Origin of the sequence: Actinocrispum sp. NPDC049592 (assembly GCF_040675465.1) — a bacterium.
In the GTDB taxonomy this organism is placed as follows: domain Bacteria; phylum Actinomycetota; class Actinomycetes; order Mycobacteriales; family Pseudonocardiaceae; genus Kibdelosporangium.
In genome coordinates, this window is record NZ_JBFAPA010000011.1 from 187,177 (window position 1) to 205,494 (window position 18,318).

The 18,318-nt window shown below is 67.8% G+C and carries 15 protein-coding genes and 1 tRNA gene; 12 read left to right on the top strand and 4 right to left on the bottom strand.

All coding sequences use genetic code 11. From position 1 onward, the window contains the following. Positions 1 to 1,704: a serine/threonine-protein kinase gene (locus AB0J95_RS26935; RefSeq protein WP_364763347.1), complete on the bottom strand. Its 1,704-nt coding sequence runs from the start codon at positions 1,702 to 1,704 to the stop codon at positions 1 to 3. Between the two features lie 386 nt (positions 1,705 to 2,090). Between AB0J95_RS26935 and AB0J95_RS26940 the strand changes: the two genes are divergently transcribed. Further along, a complete protein-coding gene (locus AB0J95_RS26940; protein ID WP_364763350.1) occupies positions 2,091 to 2,303 on the top strand; it encodes a hypothetical protein in 213 nt (70 codons plus the stop codon). A 186-nt stretch (positions 2,304 to 2,489) separates the two neighbouring features. On the opposite strand, the gene AB0J95_RS26945 is transcribed toward AB0J95_RS26940, so the two are convergent. Continuing rightward, positions 2,490 to 2,564 (bottom strand) — tRNA-Arg (locus AB0J95_RS26945). Positions 2,565 to 2,673: 109 nt separating this feature from the next. Here AB0J95_RS26945 and AB0J95_RS26950 point away from each other — a divergent pair. Then, entirely contained in the window at positions 2,674 to 3,582 is a 909-nt protein-coding gene (locus AB0J95_RS26950; protein WP_364763781.1) for a cation diffusion facilitator family transporter, read from the top strand. On the opposite strand, the gene AB0J95_RS26955 is transcribed toward AB0J95_RS26950, so the two are convergent. Continuing rightward, complete coding sequence (locus AB0J95_RS26955) at positions 3,572 to 4,933, bottom strand: APC family permease (RefSeq protein ID WP_364763353.1); 1,362 nt, start codon at positions 4,931 to 4,933, stop codon at positions 3,572 to 3,574. The genes AB0J95_RS26950 and AB0J95_RS26955 overlap by 11 nt on opposite strands. Positions 4,934 to 5,127: 194 nt before the next feature. Between AB0J95_RS26955 and AB0J95_RS26960 the strand changes: the two genes are divergently transcribed. The 10 genes from AB0J95_RS26960 (at position 5,128) to AB0J95_RS27005 (ending at position 16,235) form a co-directional block, all read left to right on the top strand. Then, positions 5,128 to 6,282: an ROK family protein gene (locus AB0J95_RS26960; protein WP_364763784.1), complete on the top strand. Its 1,155-nt coding sequence runs from the start codon at positions 5,128 to 5,130 to the stop codon at positions 6,280 to 6,282. A gap of 103 nt (positions 6,283 to 6,385) precedes the next feature. Beyond that, entirely contained in the window at positions 6,386 to 7,828 is a 1,443-nt protein-coding gene (locus tag AB0J95_RS26965) for a glycosyl hydrolase family 79 C-terminal domain-containing protein (protein WP_364763356.1), read from the top strand. Between the two features lie 122 nt (positions 7,829 to 7,950). After that, positions 7,951 to 8,457 (top strand): TetR family transcriptional regulator, encoded by a 507-nt coding sequence (locus AB0J95_RS26970; RefSeq protein WP_364763359.1) that lies wholly within the window; start codon positions 7,951 to 7,953, stop codon positions 8,455 to 8,457. After that, positions 8,454 to 8,897, top strand: coding sequence for a DUF6653 family protein (locus AB0J95_RS26975; RefSeq protein ID WP_364763362.1), 444 nt, complete (start codon positions 8,454 to 8,456; stop codon positions 8,895 to 8,897). The genes AB0J95_RS26970 and AB0J95_RS26975 overlap by 4 nt, the downstream gene beginning before the upstream one ends. A gap of 70 nt (positions 8,898 to 8,967) precedes the next feature. Beyond that, positions 8,968 to 11,148, top strand: coding sequence for a hypothetical protein (locus AB0J95_RS26980; RefSeq protein WP_364763365.1), 2,181 nt, complete (start codon positions 8,968 to 8,970; stop codon positions 11,146 to 11,148). Positions 11,149 to 11,162: 14 nt separating this feature from the next. Next, positions 11,163 to 12,302, top strand: coding sequence for a S53 family peptidase (locus AB0J95_RS26985; RefSeq protein WP_364763368.1), 1,140 nt, complete (start codon positions 11,163 to 11,165; stop codon positions 12,300 to 12,302). A gap of 68 nt (positions 12,303 to 12,370) precedes the next feature. After that, positions 12,371 to 13,069, top strand: a complete 699-nt coding sequence (locus AB0J95_RS26990; RefSeq protein WP_364763371.1) for an aspartate/glutamate racemase family protein — start codon at positions 12,371 to 12,373, stop codon at positions 13,067 to 13,069. Positions 13,070 to 13,154: 85 nt separating this feature from the next. Beyond that, on the top strand, positions 13,155 to 14,051 hold the full coding sequence (locus AB0J95_RS26995) for an alpha/beta hydrolase-fold protein (RefSeq protein ID WP_364763787.1): 897 nt from the start codon (positions 13,155 to 13,157) through the stop codon (positions 14,049 to 14,051). A gap of 383 nt (positions 14,052 to 14,434) precedes the next feature. After that, on the top strand, positions 14,435 to 14,752 hold the full coding sequence (locus tag AB0J95_RS27000) for a hypothetical protein (protein WP_364763373.1): 318 nt from the start codon (positions 14,435 to 14,437) through the stop codon (positions 14,750 to 14,752). 262 nt (positions 14,753 to 15,014) lie between these two features. Beyond that, positions 15,015 to 16,235 carry an MFS transporter gene (locus AB0J95_RS27005; protein WP_364763376.1) on the top strand — a complete coding sequence of 407 codons (1,221 nt, stop codon included), beginning with the start codon at positions 15,015 to 15,017 and terminating at the stop codon, positions 16,233 to 16,235. On the opposite strand, the gene AB0J95_RS27010 is transcribed toward AB0J95_RS27005, so the two are convergent. Further along, positions 16,220 to 18,316, bottom strand: a complete 2,097-nt coding sequence (locus AB0J95_RS27010) for an EAL domain-containing protein (protein ID WP_364763378.1) — start codon at positions 18,314 to 18,316, stop codon at positions 16,220 to 16,222. The genes AB0J95_RS27005 and AB0J95_RS27010 overlap by 16 nt on opposite strands. Positions 18,317 to 18,318: the final 2 nt, after the last annotated feature.

The window sequence follows — 18,318 nt, forward strand, 5'->3', positions numbered from 1 at the left end:
TCAGTACGGCTTCACCGTGGGCACCTTCGGTATCAGGTCGGCATAGCCCAGGGTCCGGTCATAGATCTGCAGCCAGGTGCCGTCGTTGTACGCGTTGGTCAGGATGTTGTTGACCTTGTCACGCAAGGGTTTCTCGTCATGGCCGAGACCGATGCCGTACTCGACGGAGATCAGGGTGGAGTAGGTGAACACGGTGTACGTCTTGTCGGCGACTGATGCGTAGGCGGTCAGTATCGCGTCGTCCGAACTGATCGCGTCGGTGCGCTTTTCGTTCAGTGCGTTGAGGCATTCGTCCAGTGACTCCAGCAGCACGATGCCGGACGGTTCGACCTCGCCGGCAGTTTGCAGATACTGCGCGGCGAACGTGCCGCCCACCGCGCACACCTTGCGCCCGCGCAACGAACCGGGCTTGATGCCTTGCTCGTCTTCCTTGCGCACCAGCAGGCTCGGCCCGCTTGTCAGGTACGGCCCGGCGAAACTCACGCGCCGCTTGTTGTCGTCGGTGATCGGATAGCTGCCGATGACCATGTCGACCTCGCCGGTGGCCAGGGCGTTCTCGCGCTGTGCCGGGCCGGTCGCCTTGAAGGTGATCCGGTCCTCGGCGAAGCCCAGCCCGGCGGCGATCCGCTTGCCGATCTCCACGTCGAAGCCCGTGAACGACTGGCTGACCGAATCCCACCAGCCGAGTCCCGGCTGGTCACCCCGGACGCCGATGATCACCGAGCCCCGTTCGGTCATCCGGTCAAGCGCTGACTCGCTGGTCTGCTGCTGCGACAACACGATCCACAGCACCGCAGTGGCGGCGAGCGCGACCACCAGTACCAACGCGACCACGACCTGGCGCTGGCTGCGCCGTGGCGCCAGTTGCGTCCCAGGGATCTCTCGCGTGATCGGCCGGGTCGGCTCGGCGCCATGGCCCAGTAGGGCGACGGCCCCGGCGGCCGTGAGTCGCTTGGCGGGGTCCTTACGCAGCAGGCCTTCGATCAGCGGTCCCAGTGCCCCAGGCACCGCGGGAGCATCTTGGGTGAGCACGGCGGCGAACACCGACTGCACGTCGTCGCGCTGGAACGGTGACTTGCCGGTGATCGCGTAGAACAGGGTTACGCCCAGCGCCCACAGATCGCTCGGCGCCCCGGCCTCCTGGCCGTTGATCCGTTCCGGTGGCAGGTACTGCGGCGAACCGATCAGCTGGTTGGTAGCGGTGAGCGCCGTGCCGCCCTCGACCACCGCGATGCCGAAGTCGGTGAGCACCACCCTGTCCCCGTCGAGCAACACGTTCGCAGGCTTGACGTCCCGGTGCAGAATCCCCTTGTCATGGGTGCTCGCGAGCGCGGCGAGCAACTGCCGTGCGATGTCGGTGACCCGGCGCTCCGTCAACGGGCCGTCCCGCTCGACGACCTCGGCGAGCGAGCGGCCGTCGATCAGCTCCATCACGATCCACGGCCGACCGGCGTCAAGAACCACGTCGTGCACAGTGACGATGTTGGGATGCCGTAATCGCGCGCTCGCGCGTGCCTCGCGGAGCGTGCGCTGGAAAGCAGGTGCGGACTCCTCGACGGCGCCGAGGAGAGTCACCTCCTTGATCGCCACCTCGCGTTCGAGGAGTTCGTCGGTGGCCCGCCACACCGTACCCATGCCGCCACTGCCGAGCCGGTCACGCAGCCGGTAACGGCCGGTGACAAGCCGGCCATCGTGATCGACCATGTGAAGAAGATACGCACCTCGCCCAGCGGATGTGAGACCCGATCAGGCGTATGGGCCGCAAGCCCCTATACGGCGATTCCAAGGTTGGCTGAAGTGTCGCTGAGCTGTGCTTGGTCTGCTGGTGCCAGGCGCCGCGACCTGGCTCGGCGGCGCCAGCGCGCGGGAGTTGACCGCTGTCTGGCGGTTCGCTGAGTTGGTCGATGTCGCCAACGCGTACGAGAGTGGCAACCGGATCGAACTCGCGTGGCAGTTCACCCATGCGTCGAAGACGTTCGACCTGGGCGAGTTCATCGAGGCGGCGATGCGTGAACCGCGGCCGCGGCGGATGTACCCGTGCACTTCGATGTTCTGGATGTCGTTGCAGCCCACCGCGGACGAGTACTGGAGTGCCTGGCCCGTGGGTGCGGTCGGCCGGCGACCGGCGGTTCACGGTTGTCGAGGATCGGCGTGTGGAACCCGGCACCACCTACGCCGCCGAGGCAGTCCAGGTGTACCTGACCGAGATGACCGCCTCGGAGTGCCGTCTCCCGAGGAACTACTGGGCCATCACTCAACGCCGGACCATCGTCGCCCATCGCATCGCCGATCGGCGATGCTGATGATCAGGGCGACCCACGGCAGGATTACCAGGACGCGACGAGTGACTGTCACATTGGTGTACGCACCTAGCCGGTCGGTACGACGTCAGAATGACCTGTAGATTCACTCGGGCGCGCGCTGATGCCTCAACCCACGACACATTCACCTCTTGACGAGGCGTCAACAACGGTTGCGCTGGCCAGCGATGGTGCCCCCGGCAGGATTCGAACCTGCGCTCCCGCCTCCGGAGGGCGGTGCTCTATCCCCTGAGCTACGGGGGCTCAGCGACGACGTAAGCCTAGCGCACGTCCACAACCAAGTTCACACGGAGGTCAGGTTGCACTTATGCGCATGCGGCTATATGTTGGGGCAGGCGAGGAGGTGTGGACGGTGGGGCATGGGCACGGGCATGGGGCCGCGCAGGTTTCGGCTGGTGGGCGGTATTTGGGGCGGTTGTGGGTCGCGGTCGGGCTGGGGGCTGTGACGTTTGTGCTTCAGGTGGTTGTGGGGGTGGTTACTGGGTCGTTGGCGTTGTTGGCGGACTCCGCGCATGTGTTCACCGACATCTTCGGGGTGGGGTTGGCGGCGGCGGCGATCATGGTGGCGCATGGGGCGCAGCCGACGAAGGGGCGCACGTTCGGCCTCTACCGCTCGGAGGTGCTCGCCGCGCTGGTCAACGCCGTTCTGCTGTTCGCGGTCGCTGGGTGGGTGTTGTACGAGGCGGTTGGGCGGTTCAGTGCGCCGCCTGAGGTGCCTGGGCTTCCTGTGACGCTCGTGGCCACAACCGGCCTGGTCATGAACGTGGCCGCGTTCCTCATCCTGCGGAAGGGCGCGGAGGAGAGCCTCAACGTCAAGGGCGCCTATCTCGAGGTGATGGCCGACATGATCGGCTCGGTCGGCGTGCTGGTCAGCGGCCTGATCACGATCCTCTTCGGCTGGCGCTACGCCGACCCCGTCATCGGTGTCGGGATCGGCCTGTTCGTCCTGCCCCGCGCCTACCGCCTGGGCCGCAGCGCGCTGCGGATCCTCTTCCAGCACGCGCCGGAGGGGGTCGACGTCAAGGAGATGACCGCCGACCTGGGCAAGCTGCCGGGGGTCTGCGAGGTGCACGACCTCCATGTGTGGACGCTCACATCCGGGATGGAGGTCGTGTCCGCACACCTCACGATGACCGACGGCGCGGACCAGAAGGACGTGCTGAAGGCCGCCCAGGTGCTGCTCGCCGAGAACTACCACATCGGGCACTGCACCCTGCAGATCGAACCCACCGAGGTGCAGTGCACCGACGTCACCTGGTGACGGCGAACTCCTCGCGGATCTCCAGCGGCCCGAACGGCCACATCTTCTCCACCGACGCCCAGATCAGGAACGCGACGGTGCCCGCGGCGAGCCACGCCAGCGACAGCCAGATCTGCTGCCACCCGGTCTGCGTGTAGATGAACACCCACCCGACGAGGGCCACGATCGACGGGAGCGGGTACAGCCACTGCTTGTACGGCCGGGGCATGTCCGGTTGCCGGCGCCGCAACACGGTCAGCGCCGCCACCTGGGCGATCGACTGGATCAGCACGAACACCGCCGTGAGCATGTTGATCACCACGGTCAGGCTGAACAGCGACCCGATCGCCGTGATCACGCCCATGACCAGCAGCCCCACCGGCGGGAAGTGCAGCCGGGGATGCAGCTTGCCGAACCACGGCAGGAAAAGCTTGTCGCGAGCGGCCTCGTAGGGCACCCGGGACCCGCCGAGCAGGCCCGCGAACACCGACCCGAACGCGGTGATCACGATCGCCACGGTGAAGATGTGCGCCGCGGTCGAGCCCCAAGTCCGTTCCAGCACAAGGGAAGCGAAGTACGGCGACTCACCGATCTCCTGCCACGGCATCACCCCGAGCACGCCGATCTGGAACAGGAAGTAGATCCCCATGATCGCCAGGATCGAGTAGATGATCGACCGCGGCAGCGTCCGCCCCGGGTCGCGCAGCTCCGCACCGAGGTACGCGCTGGTGTTGTACCCGAGGTAGTCGTACACCGCGAGGATCAGCCCGGAGCCGAGCCCGGCCCAGAAAGCCCCGCCGGGCACCGAGAACGCGCCCGGTGTGTACCCGAAAGCCAGCGATGGGTGGAAATGTGTCAACGAGGCCAGGATCACGACGGCCACCGACACCAGCATCACCGCGAACAGCACCGACGTCAGCCGGCTGATCTGCCCGATCCGCCGGTACAGCGCGAGCACGACGATGCCGACCACGACCACGCCGATGACCTTGCCCAGCGCGTTGGGTTCGCCATCGGCGCCGATCAGCCCCGGCCAGAGATAACCGAGGTACTTCACCAGCCCGATCACGCCCGTGGACATGATCAGCGGGATGAACAGCACCGCGCTCCAGGCGAACAGGAACGGCATCAGCCGCCCGGTCCGGTACTGGAACGCCTCCCGCAGGTACACGTACGTCCCGCCGGCGCGCGGCATGGACGCGCCGAGTTCCGCCCAGATCAGCCCGTCGGCCAGCACGATGAGCGCGCCGACGAGCCAGCCGAACATCGCCTGCGGCCCGCCCATCGCGATGACCATCACCGGGATGGTCACGAACGGGCCGATACCGCACATCTGGGTCATGTTGATCGCTGTCGCCTGACCCGTTCCCACTTGACGTTCAAAGCCACCGGGGAGCGGCGCTTGCCCCGCCACGGCTCACCTCCGTGTTTGCCGGATGAATTCGTTAAGAAGGTTTCCTAACATAACTTGGCGGCGAGCGGAACCAAGGCAACGTAAACTCGCGTCTGAGTTGTCGACAGGAGTGATACGTGGCCAGAACGCCGCAGGTGGGCACCCCCGCCGGAATGCGAGAGCTGAACCAGCGCGCTGTGCTGGACCGGCTGCGGGCGTTCGGCCCCGCCACCCGCCCGCAGGTCGCCAAGGACACCGGGCTGTCCAAGCCCACGGTCGGCCAGGCCCTGCTCGACCTCGAACGACGCAAGCTGGTCCGCGAGATCGGCCGCACCTCGACCGGTCCTGGGCGGTCCGCGGTGGTCTACGAGGAGAACCCGGCCGCCGGGTTCGTGCTGGGCGTGGACATCGGCAAGGAGCGGCTGCGGCTGGAGGTCGCCGACCTGGCGGGCACCGTTGTGTCCCGTGTGGACGAACGCAACCGCTGCCGGTCCGCGCGCAGCCTGGTGCAGACGGTGCGGGAGCTGGCCGAGCAGACCGTGGCCGAGGCCGGGATCAGCTTTGGCGAGGTGTGCGCCAAGGTGGTCGGCAGCCCAGGCGTCCCGGATCTGAAGACCGGTGCCCTGCACCATGCCCCGAACCTACCCGGGTGGGGCCGGCGCGGCCTGCTGGAAGAGCTGGCCGGCGCCCTGGGACCGGGCCTGGTGGTGGAGAACGACGCGAACCTGGCCGCGGTCGGCGAGATGACCGCGGGCGCCGCGCAGGGTGTGGACGTTTTCGTCTGCATCACGGTCGGCACCGGCATCGGTATGGGCATTGTCGTGAACGGGCAACTGTTCCGTGGCGCCCACGGGGCCGCGGGCGAGGTCGCGTACCTGCCGTACGGCTGGCCGCCGGAGGACGAGGAGCCGCCCGAGCAGGGCATGCTGGAGACCGCCGTCTCGGGTCATTCCGTTGTGCAGAAGGCGCACCGGCACGGCCTGGTGGACGCCAGGTCCGCCAAGGAGGTCTTCGAACTGGCGCGCCAGGGGCAGCCGCAGGCCCTGGAGGCGGTCAACGAGGAGGCCCGGCAGCTCGGCCTGGTGGTCGGCGCGGTCGCCGCGGTGATCGACCCGGAGCTGGTCGTGCTCGGCGGTGGGATCGGCAGCAACACCGACCTGCTGGCCGAACCGCTGGAGCAGGCCCTGCGCTCGACGACCCCCTTGCGCCCCAAGATCGTCGCCGGTGAGCTGGGCGACGCGGCGGTGCTGACCGGCGCGATCTCGGTCGGCCTCGGCGCCGCCAGGGAGTTGGTCTTCGAACGCGCGCTGGAGCTGCGAACGTCCTGAGTGGACGCATTGACCCATTGGACTGGACCACGTAGGTTCTGGTCTCGAAGACCGTCCGAGACGGGCGCGCCGCCGGTTGAAAGGGAAGTACATGCAGACCGGCATGCGCAAATTAAGGACCGCCGCCGCGGCTCTTGCCGTCGTCATGGTCGCAACCGGGCAAACCGCCTACGCCGCCGACGCGGCGTCGACGATCACCATCGACAGCGCCCACCCCGCCGGACGGCTGCCCGCCGACTTCGTCGGGCTGTCGTTCGAGATGCGCGAACTGGGCATCGGCAACCTCGACGCGAGCAAGGGCAACGTGGCCCAGTTCTTCAAGACGCTGGGCCGCAGCAACGTCCGGATCGGCGGCAACACCCTGGACCGGGACACGCTGTGGGTGCCTGAAGCACAGCAGCCGCCCAACCCGTTGCCCGGCTGGGTGCAGGACGTCGTCCGTCCGTCGGACATCAAGCGGCTGGACAAGCTGCTGCGGAACACCGGCTGGAACGCCGAGGTCGGCATCAACGTCGGCCGCTGGGACCAGGCGCTGGGCGCCGACCAGGCCAAGGTGATGTTCGAGGTGCTGGGCAAGCGGCTCGTGGCGGCCGAGTGCGGCAACGAACCCGACCAGTGGGTCTCGCGGGCTTACCGCCCAACGGGATACGCCTACGCGGACTACAAGAAGGACTGGGAAACCTGCGCGGCGGCTGTCGGCAGCAACCGGATCGCCGGTCCGGACACGGCGAGCACGTCGTCGTCCTGGGCGGCCTCGCTGGCCACCGACAACGCAGCCAGAATGAACATGGTGACCGTGCACCAGTATCCCGGTGGCGCCACGACGACGACCACGAAGCTGCTGTCGCAGGAGACCCTGACCGGCGGCGTGAACGCGGTGTCCAAGAACCTCGCCGCCGCCAAGGCCGCGGGCCTGCCGATGCGCGTGGACGAGGCCAACTCCACGTACAACGGCGGTATCGACGGCGTGAGCAACAAGTTCGCGTCCGCGTTGTGGGTCATCGACTACAGCATGTCCCTGGCCCAGGCGGGTGTGTCCGGCGTGAACATCCACGGCGGGCTGGGCGTGTGCAACGACCCGATCTGGAACGGCAAGTTCCAGCGGTACACGCCGTTCTGCGCGGCGGACAAGGCCGGCGAGCTCGCCCAGGTGTACAAGGCGATGCCGATCTACTACGGCCTCTGGATGGCCCGCCAGATGGGTCCCGGCAAGTTCCTGCCGCTGAACCTGACCACTGACCGCAACATCACCGCGTACGCGGTCAAGGGCGACGACAGCAAGACGCGGATCGCCATCCTGCAGAAGGACGAGACCTCCGCGGCCGCGGCGCACGTGGACATCAAGGTGGGCGGGCACAACCGGTCCGCCGAGGTGCTCCGGATGACCGGCACCGCACTGGCCGACGAGCCAACCGCCATCCAGGGGTCCACTGTGGACGCCAAGGGCAAGCTCAAGGTCCGCCCCGACAGCCTGCGCGTGCGCAACGGTTCCCTGGGCATCGACCTGGCCGCGGGCAGCGCCGTCGTGATCACCATCGACTGCTGAGCAATCCCGGCAAACGGGAGGTCCGGCCGCGGCCGGGCCTCCCTTTTCTGTGCACGGCTGAACGCACATTCAGCGGGCTGAACGGTTTGACGAACGGCCGTGGCCGCGATCAGCCTGGTGACGTGCGATTCAGTGAGGACCTCACCGCCAGGGCACGCATCCGGGACGCTGCCGTCCGGCGGTTCGGGCTGGACGGGTTCGCCGGTACGCCGATCAAGCGGATCGCCGCGGACGCCAGGGTTTCGGCCGGGTTGGTGGTCCACCACTTCGGGTCCAAGCAGGGGCTGATCGAGGCCTGCGACGCCTACGCGATCGCGTTCGCCGAGGTCGCCGAGCAGCGCACCGAGGGCAACCACGAGGTGCTCGCCTACCTGGCCCGGGCGATGGTCGAGCGGTCCGCCGACACCGCCCCGCTGTTCGACCAGATGGTCGCGCGCAGCGAGCAGGCGCTGGCCGAGTCCGAGGCGCGGGACACGACGGATCCCAAGCAACGCGCGGCAGTCCTGGTCGCCATGGAACTCGGCGGGTACGCACTGCGCGCGCATCTCGGCCGGTACTTCGGCGAGGCCGACTTCGAGCACATCGGCCGGGCGATGAGCGAGATCCTGACGAAGGGGCTGTACTCATGAAGGACGAGACCTGGCAGCGGCACGCGAACCCGTGGAGCGTGTGGACCCGGTTCGCCGCGATCCCACCGCTGCTGCTGTCGATCTGGAGCCGTACGTGGATCGGCTGGTGGTGTCTGGTGCCGCTGGCGTTGGTGATCGGGTGGCTGTGGATCAACCCGCGCGCGTTCAGGCCGGTCACCGAACCCAAGCGGTGGGCCGAACGCGGGATCTACGGCGAGCGGCTGTGGGTCAGGAGCCGGGACCTGCCGCCGGAACACCGGAACGTGATCCGGTTCCTGTTCGGCGTGGTGCTGATCGGGGCCGCGCTGATGGTGTGGGGCCTGGTCGTGCTGGCGGTGTGGCCGACGGTCTTCGGCACCACGCTGATCGTGATCACCCAGCTGTGGCGGATCGACCGCTACGCACAGCTCTACGACTCTAGTGCGAACGGCCTAACTTGACCCGGGCTTCCCAACACAGAGTGGTCAACTGGCGTCGTATAGGCGACACATCCACATGGAGGAGTTGCCTGTGCGAAAACCTCTCACCGTTCTGGCCGCGACCCTTGCCGGTCTCACGGCGTTGACCGCGCCGGACGCGCAAGCGGCCGAACAGCCGCCCGCGGACACGGCGTTGCTGGTCACCGGCGACCAGGTCGTGGTGAAGCCGCTCGCCGACGGCCGCCGGACCGCCACCGTCGTGCCGGCCGCGGCGAACGGCATCGGGCGGGTTCTGGTTCACCTGGGGCTGGGCAAGAAGTCGTACGAGGTGCCGGCGGCCGCGCTGCCGTATCTCGGGCGTGGCCTGGATTGGAGCCTGTTCGACGTCGACGCCGTGCTGCACTCGAAGCAGAACGCGAAAGTCGCCGTGCAGAACGACGGCCGGGAACAGCGGGTACTGGATCCCGGCCAAGCCAAGGACTTCGGCGCCCAGCTGGTGCGGAAGTTCCTCGACGACCGCAAGCAGGGGCGGTTCACCGAGTTCCAGCCCGCGATGAGCCTGGCCGGGGCCACACCGCGGAAGAAGGTCGCGCCTCTGTCAGTGATGCGGACGTTGACGGTTCAGGCCAACGGGCCGGATGGCAAGCCGGACTCAGGCGATGTCGCTTTCGCGTACAACGTGGACAATGGCGACCTGCTTGATGCCGACGAACAGGCGCAGCCGTTCTACCAGGGCGTCGCGAAGTTCAGCGTGCCCGAGGGGCATTACAGCGTGCTCGGGCTGTTCTTCGAGACCGACGCGGACAACAACGTCACGGCGGTGCGGCTTTCCGCGCAACCCGAGGTGAACGTCTTCGGCGACGCCACCACGAGGGTGCACGCCCAGCAGGCGTCCAGCAAGGTCACCTGGGTGACGCCGAAACCCGCACTGCAGCTGGAAGGCGGGTTTTCGGTCCAACGAGAACCCAAGACCGGCACCGCGTTCGTGCTTGACGTCGGCGTTGGGGCGGGCGTGCCGATCTGGGTCTCGCCGGTGAACAAGCCCGTTGTCACTGGAAAGCTCGAGACCTACCCCTACAACCGGCTCAGCTCGCCGCCCGGGCCGGGAACGCCGTACGAGTATAACCTTCAGCAGGCGACCACCGACGGAACCATTCCGCGGCAACGGTATGTCATCAAGCCGCAGGCACTGGCCACTGTGGACGCGAACTACTACTCGGAGATCGCCTCGGTCGGGCACCGGCAGCGCGCCGGGATGTACGCCTTCGAGACGCAGAACTTCCGCTCCGGCCACCAGCAGCTCCTACCAGCCAAGCAGACCGAGTACATCTCCGGCGACCCGGCGATCATGTGGTACGGCGGCACGGCCAAGTACCTCGCCATCGACGGTTTCAGCTGGTTCGGCGCCCAGTACGACAGCGGCCGCAGTTACACCGCGGGGCAGTCGGTTCGCGAGGACTGGAACCGTTTCCCCTTGCACCCGGCCGGCGGGACGACGCCCGACCTGAACTACGAGCGCTGGCCGGTGCATCCCGCGGCGACTCGCAAGGACGACACCGTCACGTTCGACATCTACCCGTTCAGCGACGGCTCGGTCGGGCATACGGGGATGGGGTACTACGGTTCGGCCCGCGACACCATCAAGGGCGCGTTCGACATCAGCCAGAACGGCGTGTCCGTCGCAAGTGGACAGATCGACCCGCGGTTCACCATGCAGTTCAACGAGTCGGTGACGCTCGACCCGAACCCGTCGACGGTCAAGCTCACCCTGGACGCGACCCGCGAGGGACCGATGTACGTGCAGTCCACCGGCAGCCACACCGAGTGGACCTGGAAATCCGGGCACGTGGCCGGGGCGACCCTGCCGAAGGGCCTGTACTGCGAGTGGTTCAAGGGTGAGCCGCCGACCCGGGACTGCTCGGTGGAACCGTTGATGACGCTGACCTACGCGCTCGGCGACCTCGATGTGAACGGCATGACACACGGTGGCCCGCAGACTCTGGACCTCACCGTCGGACACCTGCAGAGCGTGGCCGGGTCCGCGATCACGGGCGCGACCGTCCAGTACTCCATCGACGGCGGCGATTGGCAGGACGCTTCGGTGACGGCCCTGAGCAATGAATCACCGGGCAATGGCTCGTACCGGGCCGCGTTCACCGCCTTCTCGCCGAACTTCGGCGGCTCGCTCGTGTCATTGCGGGTCACCGCGACCGACGCGGCCGGTGGCCAGATCGCCGAGACCATCACCAACGCCTACAGGATCTTCCGGTGAGGAGCACGTCCACAGTGAACAGTCGCATTCTCGCGGCGGTCGCGGGTGTGGTCGCCGCCCTCGCGATCGCGCCGGCCGCTCAGGCCGCGCCGTCCCCCGGCCGGGCCGCTTGTCCTGAGCCCGGGCCGGGATTCGCCCGGTGCCTGACGCACTACGGGACCACCACTGGGTTCAAGGCCGCGGTCGACGGCTGGGGCGCGACCGACCTCGCGTCTGCCTACAAGCTGCCGGCCACCGGCGGGACGGACACGCTGGTAGCGATCTCGATCGCGTTCGACGCGCCGACCCTGGAGAACGACCTCAACGAGTACCGCCGGACGTTCGGCATCCCAGAGTGCACGACGGCCAACGGCTGCTTCCGCAAGGTCAACCAGAACGGTGACGCGGCTCCATTGCCGCAGCCGAACTTCGGCTGGGCGGTGGAGTCCACTCTGGATGTCTCGATGGTCTCCGCCGCCTGCCCGACCTGCAAGATCCTGGTGGTGGAGGGCAACACGAACAGCTTCGCCGACCTCGCCGCCACCGAGGACACCGCGATCCGGCTGGGCGCCAAGGTCGTGTCGAACAGCTACGGCGCCCGGGAGATGGGCCAGAACCTGGCGTTCGCGAAGAGCTACGACCGCAAGGACGTGACGGTCGTGGCGTCCTCAGGGGACAGTGGGTTCACCGCCGGCTCGTTCCCCGCGGTGTTCTCCTCGGTGGTCGCCGTCGGCGGAACGGTCCTGGAGCGGGACGACAGCACGCCGCGCGGCTGGATCGAAAGCACCTGGCAGTTCGGCGGCAGCGGTTGCTCGGCGTACATCGCCAAACCTGCCTGGCAGAAGGACAAGAGCTGCTCGAAACGGACCACTTCGGACGTTTCCGCGGCAGCTGACAACATCGCCATCTACGTGTCCGACAACGGCTGGTTCACCGTGAGCGGCACCAGCGCCTCGGCGCCGTTCATCGCGGGCCTGTTCGGCCGTAACGGTGGTACGGCAGGCAAGGGCGCGTTGTACAAGCACGCGGCGGACCTGTTCGACGTCACGTCCGGCACCAACGACTTCCTTGGTGGCGGGACGAAGTGCGGCCAGGACTACCTGTGCGTGGCCCAGCCCGGCTACGACGCCCCCACCGGCGTCGGCACCCCCAACGGCCTGGGCGCCTTCAAGTAACCCCATCGTGAGTGGTTTCGGTCGTCAGAACGGCCGAAACCACTCACGAGGGCATTTATGGTGGGGTCATGCGAACTGTGGGGCTGTTGGGCGGGTTGAGCTGGGTGAGCAGCGCGGAGTACTACCGGCTGCTGAACGAGCATGTGAACCGCGAGCTGGGTGGCGTGCATTCAGCGTCGTGCGTGCTTGTTTCCGTGGACTTCGCGGAGATCGAGCGGATGCAGCTCGAAGATCGTTGGGACGACGCGGGCCGGGTGCTCGGCGAGGCCGCGCGGCGGCTCGAGGCGGCCGGCGCGGACGTGGTGCTGATCTGTTCGAACACCATGCACAAAGTCGCCGACGACGTGCAGGCAGCCGTCGGAATTCCGGTGCTGCACATAGCGGACGTTACCGCCGAAGCGGTCAAAGCCGCCGGTGTCAGCAAGGTCGCGCTGCTCGGTACACGATATGTCATGGAGCAGCTGTACTTGCGGGATCGCCTTGCCTCGCACGGCCTTGAGGTGGTGGTGCCGGAGGCCGCGGATCGCGCTGAGGTCAACAGGATCATCTTCGAGGAACTGGTCGTCGACAGGTTTCTGGAGAACTCCAGGGAGTTCTATCGTGAGGTCATCCGGCGTCTTGCCGCCACTGGGGTTCAGGGCGTGATTCTGGGCTGTACCGAGATCGAGCTGCTGGTCAGCGCCCAAGACAGTGTGCTGCCGGTGTTCCCGACCACCAGGCTGCACGTCCAGGCAGCGGTAAACACAATGAACGGAACCATCCTCTGACGGCATGCGGTGACTAGCGTCACGCCCAGCAAGTCAGATCAAGGAGGATCGCGTGCCTGGACTTCGCAGTTCCAGCCGTTGGGTGCTGGCGGCGGTAGTCGCGTTGGGTGTCATCGGGGCGCCTACCGCCGACGCCGGGACCCTCAACCGTCCTGTTCGGACCGGGTGCGGGCAGGCACCGCCGGTCACCCCGGGCACCACCACGACGCAGCACCTCACCTCCGGCGGGCTGGATCGTTCGTACACAGTGCACCTGCCGGCGAACTACAACAAGCGCAAGCAGTATTCGGTCGTGGTGTCCTACCACGGCCACAAGCGGGACTCCGCGTGGCAGGAGGAGCTGTCCGGCTTCTCGGTCTACGACACCATCGCGGTGTACCCGCAGGGTTTGATCGGCACGGACGGTGAGTCGGCCTGGACCGGCGCGCCCTACTCCGCGGCCGCCGACGACGTGCTGTTCACCAAGGACCTGCTCGACACCCTGCAGTCGCAGTACTGTGTCGACACGAAACGCCTTTACGCGGCCGGGAAGTCCAACGGCGGCGGTTTCGTGGGCGTCCTGGCCTGCCGCATGCCGGACCGGTTCGCCGCGTTCGCCCCGGTCTCCGGGGCGTTCTACCCGCAGGGCGGTGACTGCAACCCCTCGCAGCACGCCGCCATCATCGACTTCCACGGCACGGCCGACACCACCATCCCGTACAACGGGAACCCGGCCAAGGGCCTGCCGTCCATTCAGGACTGGCTGGCCGCGTGGGCGCAGCGCGACGGCTGCAAGCCTGTCCCCGTGACCACCACGCCCCAACAGGGCGTCCAGGTGCAGCGGTGGAAGAGCTGCGACCTGGTGCACTACCAGATCCAGGGCGCCGGGCACGTGTGGCCCAGCACCAAGCCGAACCCGGACTCCCAGACCCCCACCGTCATGGACGCCACCCCGGTGATCTGGGACTTCTTCCGGACGCACCAGCTGGCCTGCGACAGGTAACCCAGCAGGACGCGGTAAAGGGCTCCGCGGATCCTCCTCCCCCGACGACGAGGACCGCGGAGCCCGCCCATGTCCCCAGGAGAGACGGACCCCGATGTGCCCCCATCCCCACGAACGAGCAGCAGACCCGCGGCCACCCGCCGAGGTCGTTCGTGACGAAAGTCGGCCGCGCCGCCAGGAGGAGCCGGACGCCACCGCCAAGAGCGAGTGCACCGGCGCCGCCGCCCAGTGCCATCCCCGCGAAATCAGCTTCACATAGCACTATTCGTGCATGTGACGGAATGTAGGGCCATCGCCCGGTCAGGGTGTCCACTGTGCCCCCTCCCGGTGATATCCGCCGGTAAGCCTCGGAATGCCCCGGAATGTCCGGCTACCGTCGTGTCATGACCGAGCACGCCCCCTTCCCACCGGACACCGGAGAACGAGCGCTGGGCCACGCCCGAGTCGAGTACGCCGAGCTGCTGTTCCAGGAGGCCCAGGACCCCTCCGGGCCACCCCAGCCGGTTTCGGAGCTGACCGCCCAGGTCCAAACCTCCATCTTCCTGGCCATCTACTACGAAATGCGCCACGGCAACGACCTCATCGCCGCGCACACCCGTGCGCTGCATGAGCACAAGGCCGCGCTGACCAGGGCATTCGACCAGCAAGAGCTGCCCGCCGCCCACACCGCCCTCCCCCCAGCCCGCCTCCCCGTGGACTAGCCGCGCACAGAAGGAAACGCCCCGGGATACCCAGCCCCGCTGGCATCACGGCCACAACCGCTTGCCCCGCGCACATAACCTCGTCGGCGGGGCAGGTCGCAGACCTGCCCCCTTTGGTCTTGCCCCGTGCGCCGCAGGGGTCCCCGCACAAAATCGAGCCTCGGCGAGCCCAGCAGGCACCAGGCCCCACGACAGCAGGCGCCCCCAAGCGCCCTATAAAAACACCGCGCCCCCAACAGCACCACCCACCTAAACTCCGCGAGTGGCCAAGTTGCTGATGGATGTCCGGCCCCTCAAACACTCGCCACCCTTCCGAAGGATGTGGCTCGGCAACGGGTTGTCAGCCATCGGCAACCAGATGACGAACTTCGCGGTCGCGCTGCAGGTCTACACCATCACCCACTCCGCGATCGCCGTCGGCGCGGTAGGCCTGGCCACGGGGATCCCGGCTGTCCTGTTCGGACTCCTCGGCGGCACCCTCATCGACGCAGTGGACCGCCGGAAGCTCGTCCTGCTCACCAGCAGCCTCCTCACCCTGGTCTCAACAGCGTTCGCCATCCAGGCCTACGCCGAGCTCAACCAGGTGTGGCTGCTCTACCTCCTCGTCGCGATCGAGGCGACCATCGGCTCGGTGAACGGCCCGGCCCGCCGAACCTTCATCCCCCGGCTCCTCCCACCCGACCAGATCACGGCAGGCGCCGCGCTGACCATGCTTTCCATGCACAGCGCCCTGATCGCGGGCCCCGCGCTCGCCGGGGTGATCGCGGCCGCATGGGGCCTGAAGGTCTGCTACCTCATCGATGTCCTCACCTTCGCCGCCGCGCTCTACGGAATCGCCCGCCTGCCATCCATGGTTCCAGAAGGGACAAAAGCCCGGCCGGGGTTCAAAGCGGTCGGCGCCGCGCTGAAGTTCATCCGTGGCAACAAGGTCATCACCGGGTCGTTCCTCGCCGACATGAACGCCACCATCCTGGGCGCCCCGTTCGCCTTGTTCCCGGCCATCAACGAGGCCCACTTCGGCGGATCCCCGCAAACGCTCGGCCTGCTGACGACGGCGATCGCCGTCGGCGGAGTCCTCGGCTCCGGCTTGAGCGGCCCGGTCGGCCACATCACCCGACAAGGCCGCGCGATGCTGATCGGCGGTGCTGTCTGGGGAGCGGGCCTGATCGGGTTCGGCCTCGCCCAGAACTTCGCTCTGGCGCTGGCAATGCTCGTCATCGCGGGCACGGCCGACGTGATCTGCGTGGTCCTGCGCACGACCATGGTCCAGGTGACCACCCCAGACGAGTTCCGCGGACGGGTCAGCGCGGCCGAAATGGTCGTCGGCGCGGCCTGCCCGCAGCTGGGCAACTTCCGCGCGGGAGCCATCGGAAGCCTGGCGTCACCCGCGATCAGCGTGGTGACCGGCGGGATCGCGACCATAGCCGGGTCCGCGCTGCTCGGCCTGTTCCTGCCCGCCTTCGCCCGCTACCGCGCCAAGTAGACCGAGAACTCCCCTGGCGCGCAAGGAGTGCCGAACAACGAGCCCATGGCCAGGTCCGCGCCGACCACTCGCCACCAGTTGGCCTGCCCCCGGCTGTCAATGCCATCGATGGTCACCGCGGCGCCGGCCCGCTGCACCAACGGAACCAGAGCCATCAAGGCGACGCTGAGCGGGGCGTTGATCGCTGACTGCGCCTGCCGTTCGACCAGCCGCCGGGCGACCCGCACCGAACGCACCGGAAGATCCTCGACCAACGCGAGCTCATCCGGCGCCGTGCCAAAGTCATCCAGCACGGTGTGCACGCCCATATCAGCCAGCACACGGAAGTTGTCGGCGGCCTCGGGCGCAAGCAACGCTCCCGCGGGCATTCCGGCCATCAACGTCGACGGGTCCTCCACCGACCGCACGACCCGCGCGACGAGGTCCGCGTCGGAGGCCTGGTGCGGTGTCAGGCTGACCACCAAAGGAAGTTCTTGCCGCTGCCGCCACCAGCCCACCTGCTGGGCGGCGGTCTTGATCTGCCACTCGCCGAGCGGCAGGATCAGCCCGGTCTGCTCGGCCAGCTCCACGCATCGGTTGTGCGGCAACGTGCCCAGCCGCGGGTGACGCCATTCGAACAGCGCCTCGACGCCGGCCAGCCGCCGGTCGGTGAGGTCGACCAGCGGCCGGTACCGGACGTGGATCTGCCCGCTCTCCCACGCGCCCGGCATCTCCGCGGCGAGCGTGTACGTCCGGCGGTCGTTCGCGTCCTGCTCGGCGTGGAACAGCTCCCACTGCCCTCGGCCGGAGGCCTTGGCCCGCCGCAGCGTGAAGTCCGCCGCCCGCAACAGTTCCGATGGCTCGGCCGTCCGCGAGGGGCGGTGCACCACGCCGATGCTCGCCGACACGGCCAGGCCGTGACCGTCCACATAGATAGGTTCGGACAGCTCGTTGTTGATGCTCGCCACCAGGTCGATCACCCGGGGCGTAGCGGCCGTGTTCTCCACGAGGATGCCGAACTCGTCGCCGTCGAACCGGGCGACCATCGCGGTCTCGTGCTGCACCACCGCACGCAGCCGCTGCGACACGGTCTTCAGCAGGTGGTTGCCGACCTCGCGGCCGAGGCCGTTGCAGATCATCGCGAACGCGTCCAGGTCGAGGTGGATCAGCGTGACACCGAACTCCGGATCGGCCTTGCGCAGCGCGCTTTCCATGTAGGTCGAGAAGAACTGGCGGTTCGGCAGGCCGGTGAGCACGTCGTGCAGCGCCTGCCGGTTGAGTTCCCCTTGCAGCAGCATGATCTCCGTGCCGTCCTCGACGACGGTCACGAAATGGCTCGGCCCGTCGTCGTCGCGGCGCAGCAGGGACGCGGTGAGCGTGATCCGCGCGACATCGCCGTCCTTGCGCAGTAACTGCAACGGCTGCTTGAGCCGCTCCCGCTTACCGTCCACCATGGACTGGAAGTCGCCGCGCAGGATGTCCGCCTGGTCCGGGTGGACGAGGTCGAACAGCACCATCTCGGTCAGTTCGGCCGGGGTGTACTCGAGGATGTCGGCGATCGCCTCGTTGACCCGGACCAGCTTGCCGTCCAGGTCGGTGAGCATGATGCCGCTGGCCGAGGAGGTGACCACCTCGTCGAACCTGGCCTCGCTGGCCCGCAGGTCCCAGTTCGCGTCCTGGACCGCCTTGAGCAGCGACTCCTTGATCTCTTCCTGTTGTTCCAGGGTGAGCCTGCGGCTGGCGTCGGCGAACCCGGTGGCCAGCTGGCCGAGCGCGAGCATGGCCGGCTCGGCGAACCGTTCCACCGGGCGGAACTCGGGCAGCCCCAGCAGCCCCTTGCCGAGCGTGTCCAAAGTGGACGACATGGCGTCCAGCCCGCAGCCGAGCGACACGAGCTTCGCCCCGGCCGCACGCGCCCTGGCCGGTTCGCCGCGGACCGCCGAGCACACGTCGTCCAGCAACACGTGCAGCTCGTTCTCCAGGCCGTCCTGCGACAACGGCAGGAACACGGTGCTGTGCAGGAGATAGGCCCACTTGCGAGCGAGGATCACCCGCTCACGGGGAGCCTCCTGCGGCCCGGCCGTGTGATGCAGCTCCGACATGT

What these genes read in the sequence shown, in the direction of transcription:
- AB0J95_RS26935 (WP_364763347.1), bottom strand. Translation starts at nt 1,704, where the DNA reads ATGGTCGATCACGATGGCCGGCTTGTCACCGGCCGTTACCGGCTGCGT.
- AB0J95_RS26960 (WP_364763784.1), top strand. Translation starts at nt 5,128, where the DNA reads ATGCGAGAGCTGAACCAGCGCGCTGTGCTGGACCGGCTGCGGGCGTTC.
- AB0J95_RS26965 (WP_364763356.1), top strand. Translation starts at nt 6,386, where the DNA reads ATGCGCAAATTAAGGACCGCCGCCGCGGCTCTTGCCGTCGTCATGGTC.
- AB0J95_RS26975 (WP_364763362.1), top strand. Translation starts at nt 8,454, where the DNA reads ATGAAGGACGAGACCTGGCAGCGGCACGCGAACCCGTGGAGCGTGTGG.
- AB0J95_RS26990 (WP_364763371.1), top strand. Translation starts at nt 12,371, where the DNA reads ATGCGAACTGTGGGGCTGTTGGGCGGGTTGAGCTGGGTGAGCAGCGCG.
- AB0J95_RS27000 (WP_364763373.1), top strand. Translation starts at nt 14,435, where the DNA reads ATGACCGAGCACGCCCCCTTCCCACCGGACACCGGAGAACGAGCGCTG.
- AB0J95_RS27010 (WP_364763378.1), bottom strand. Translation starts at nt 18,316, where the DNA reads ATGTCGGAGCTGCATCACACGGCCGGGCCGCAGGAGGCTCCCCGTGAG.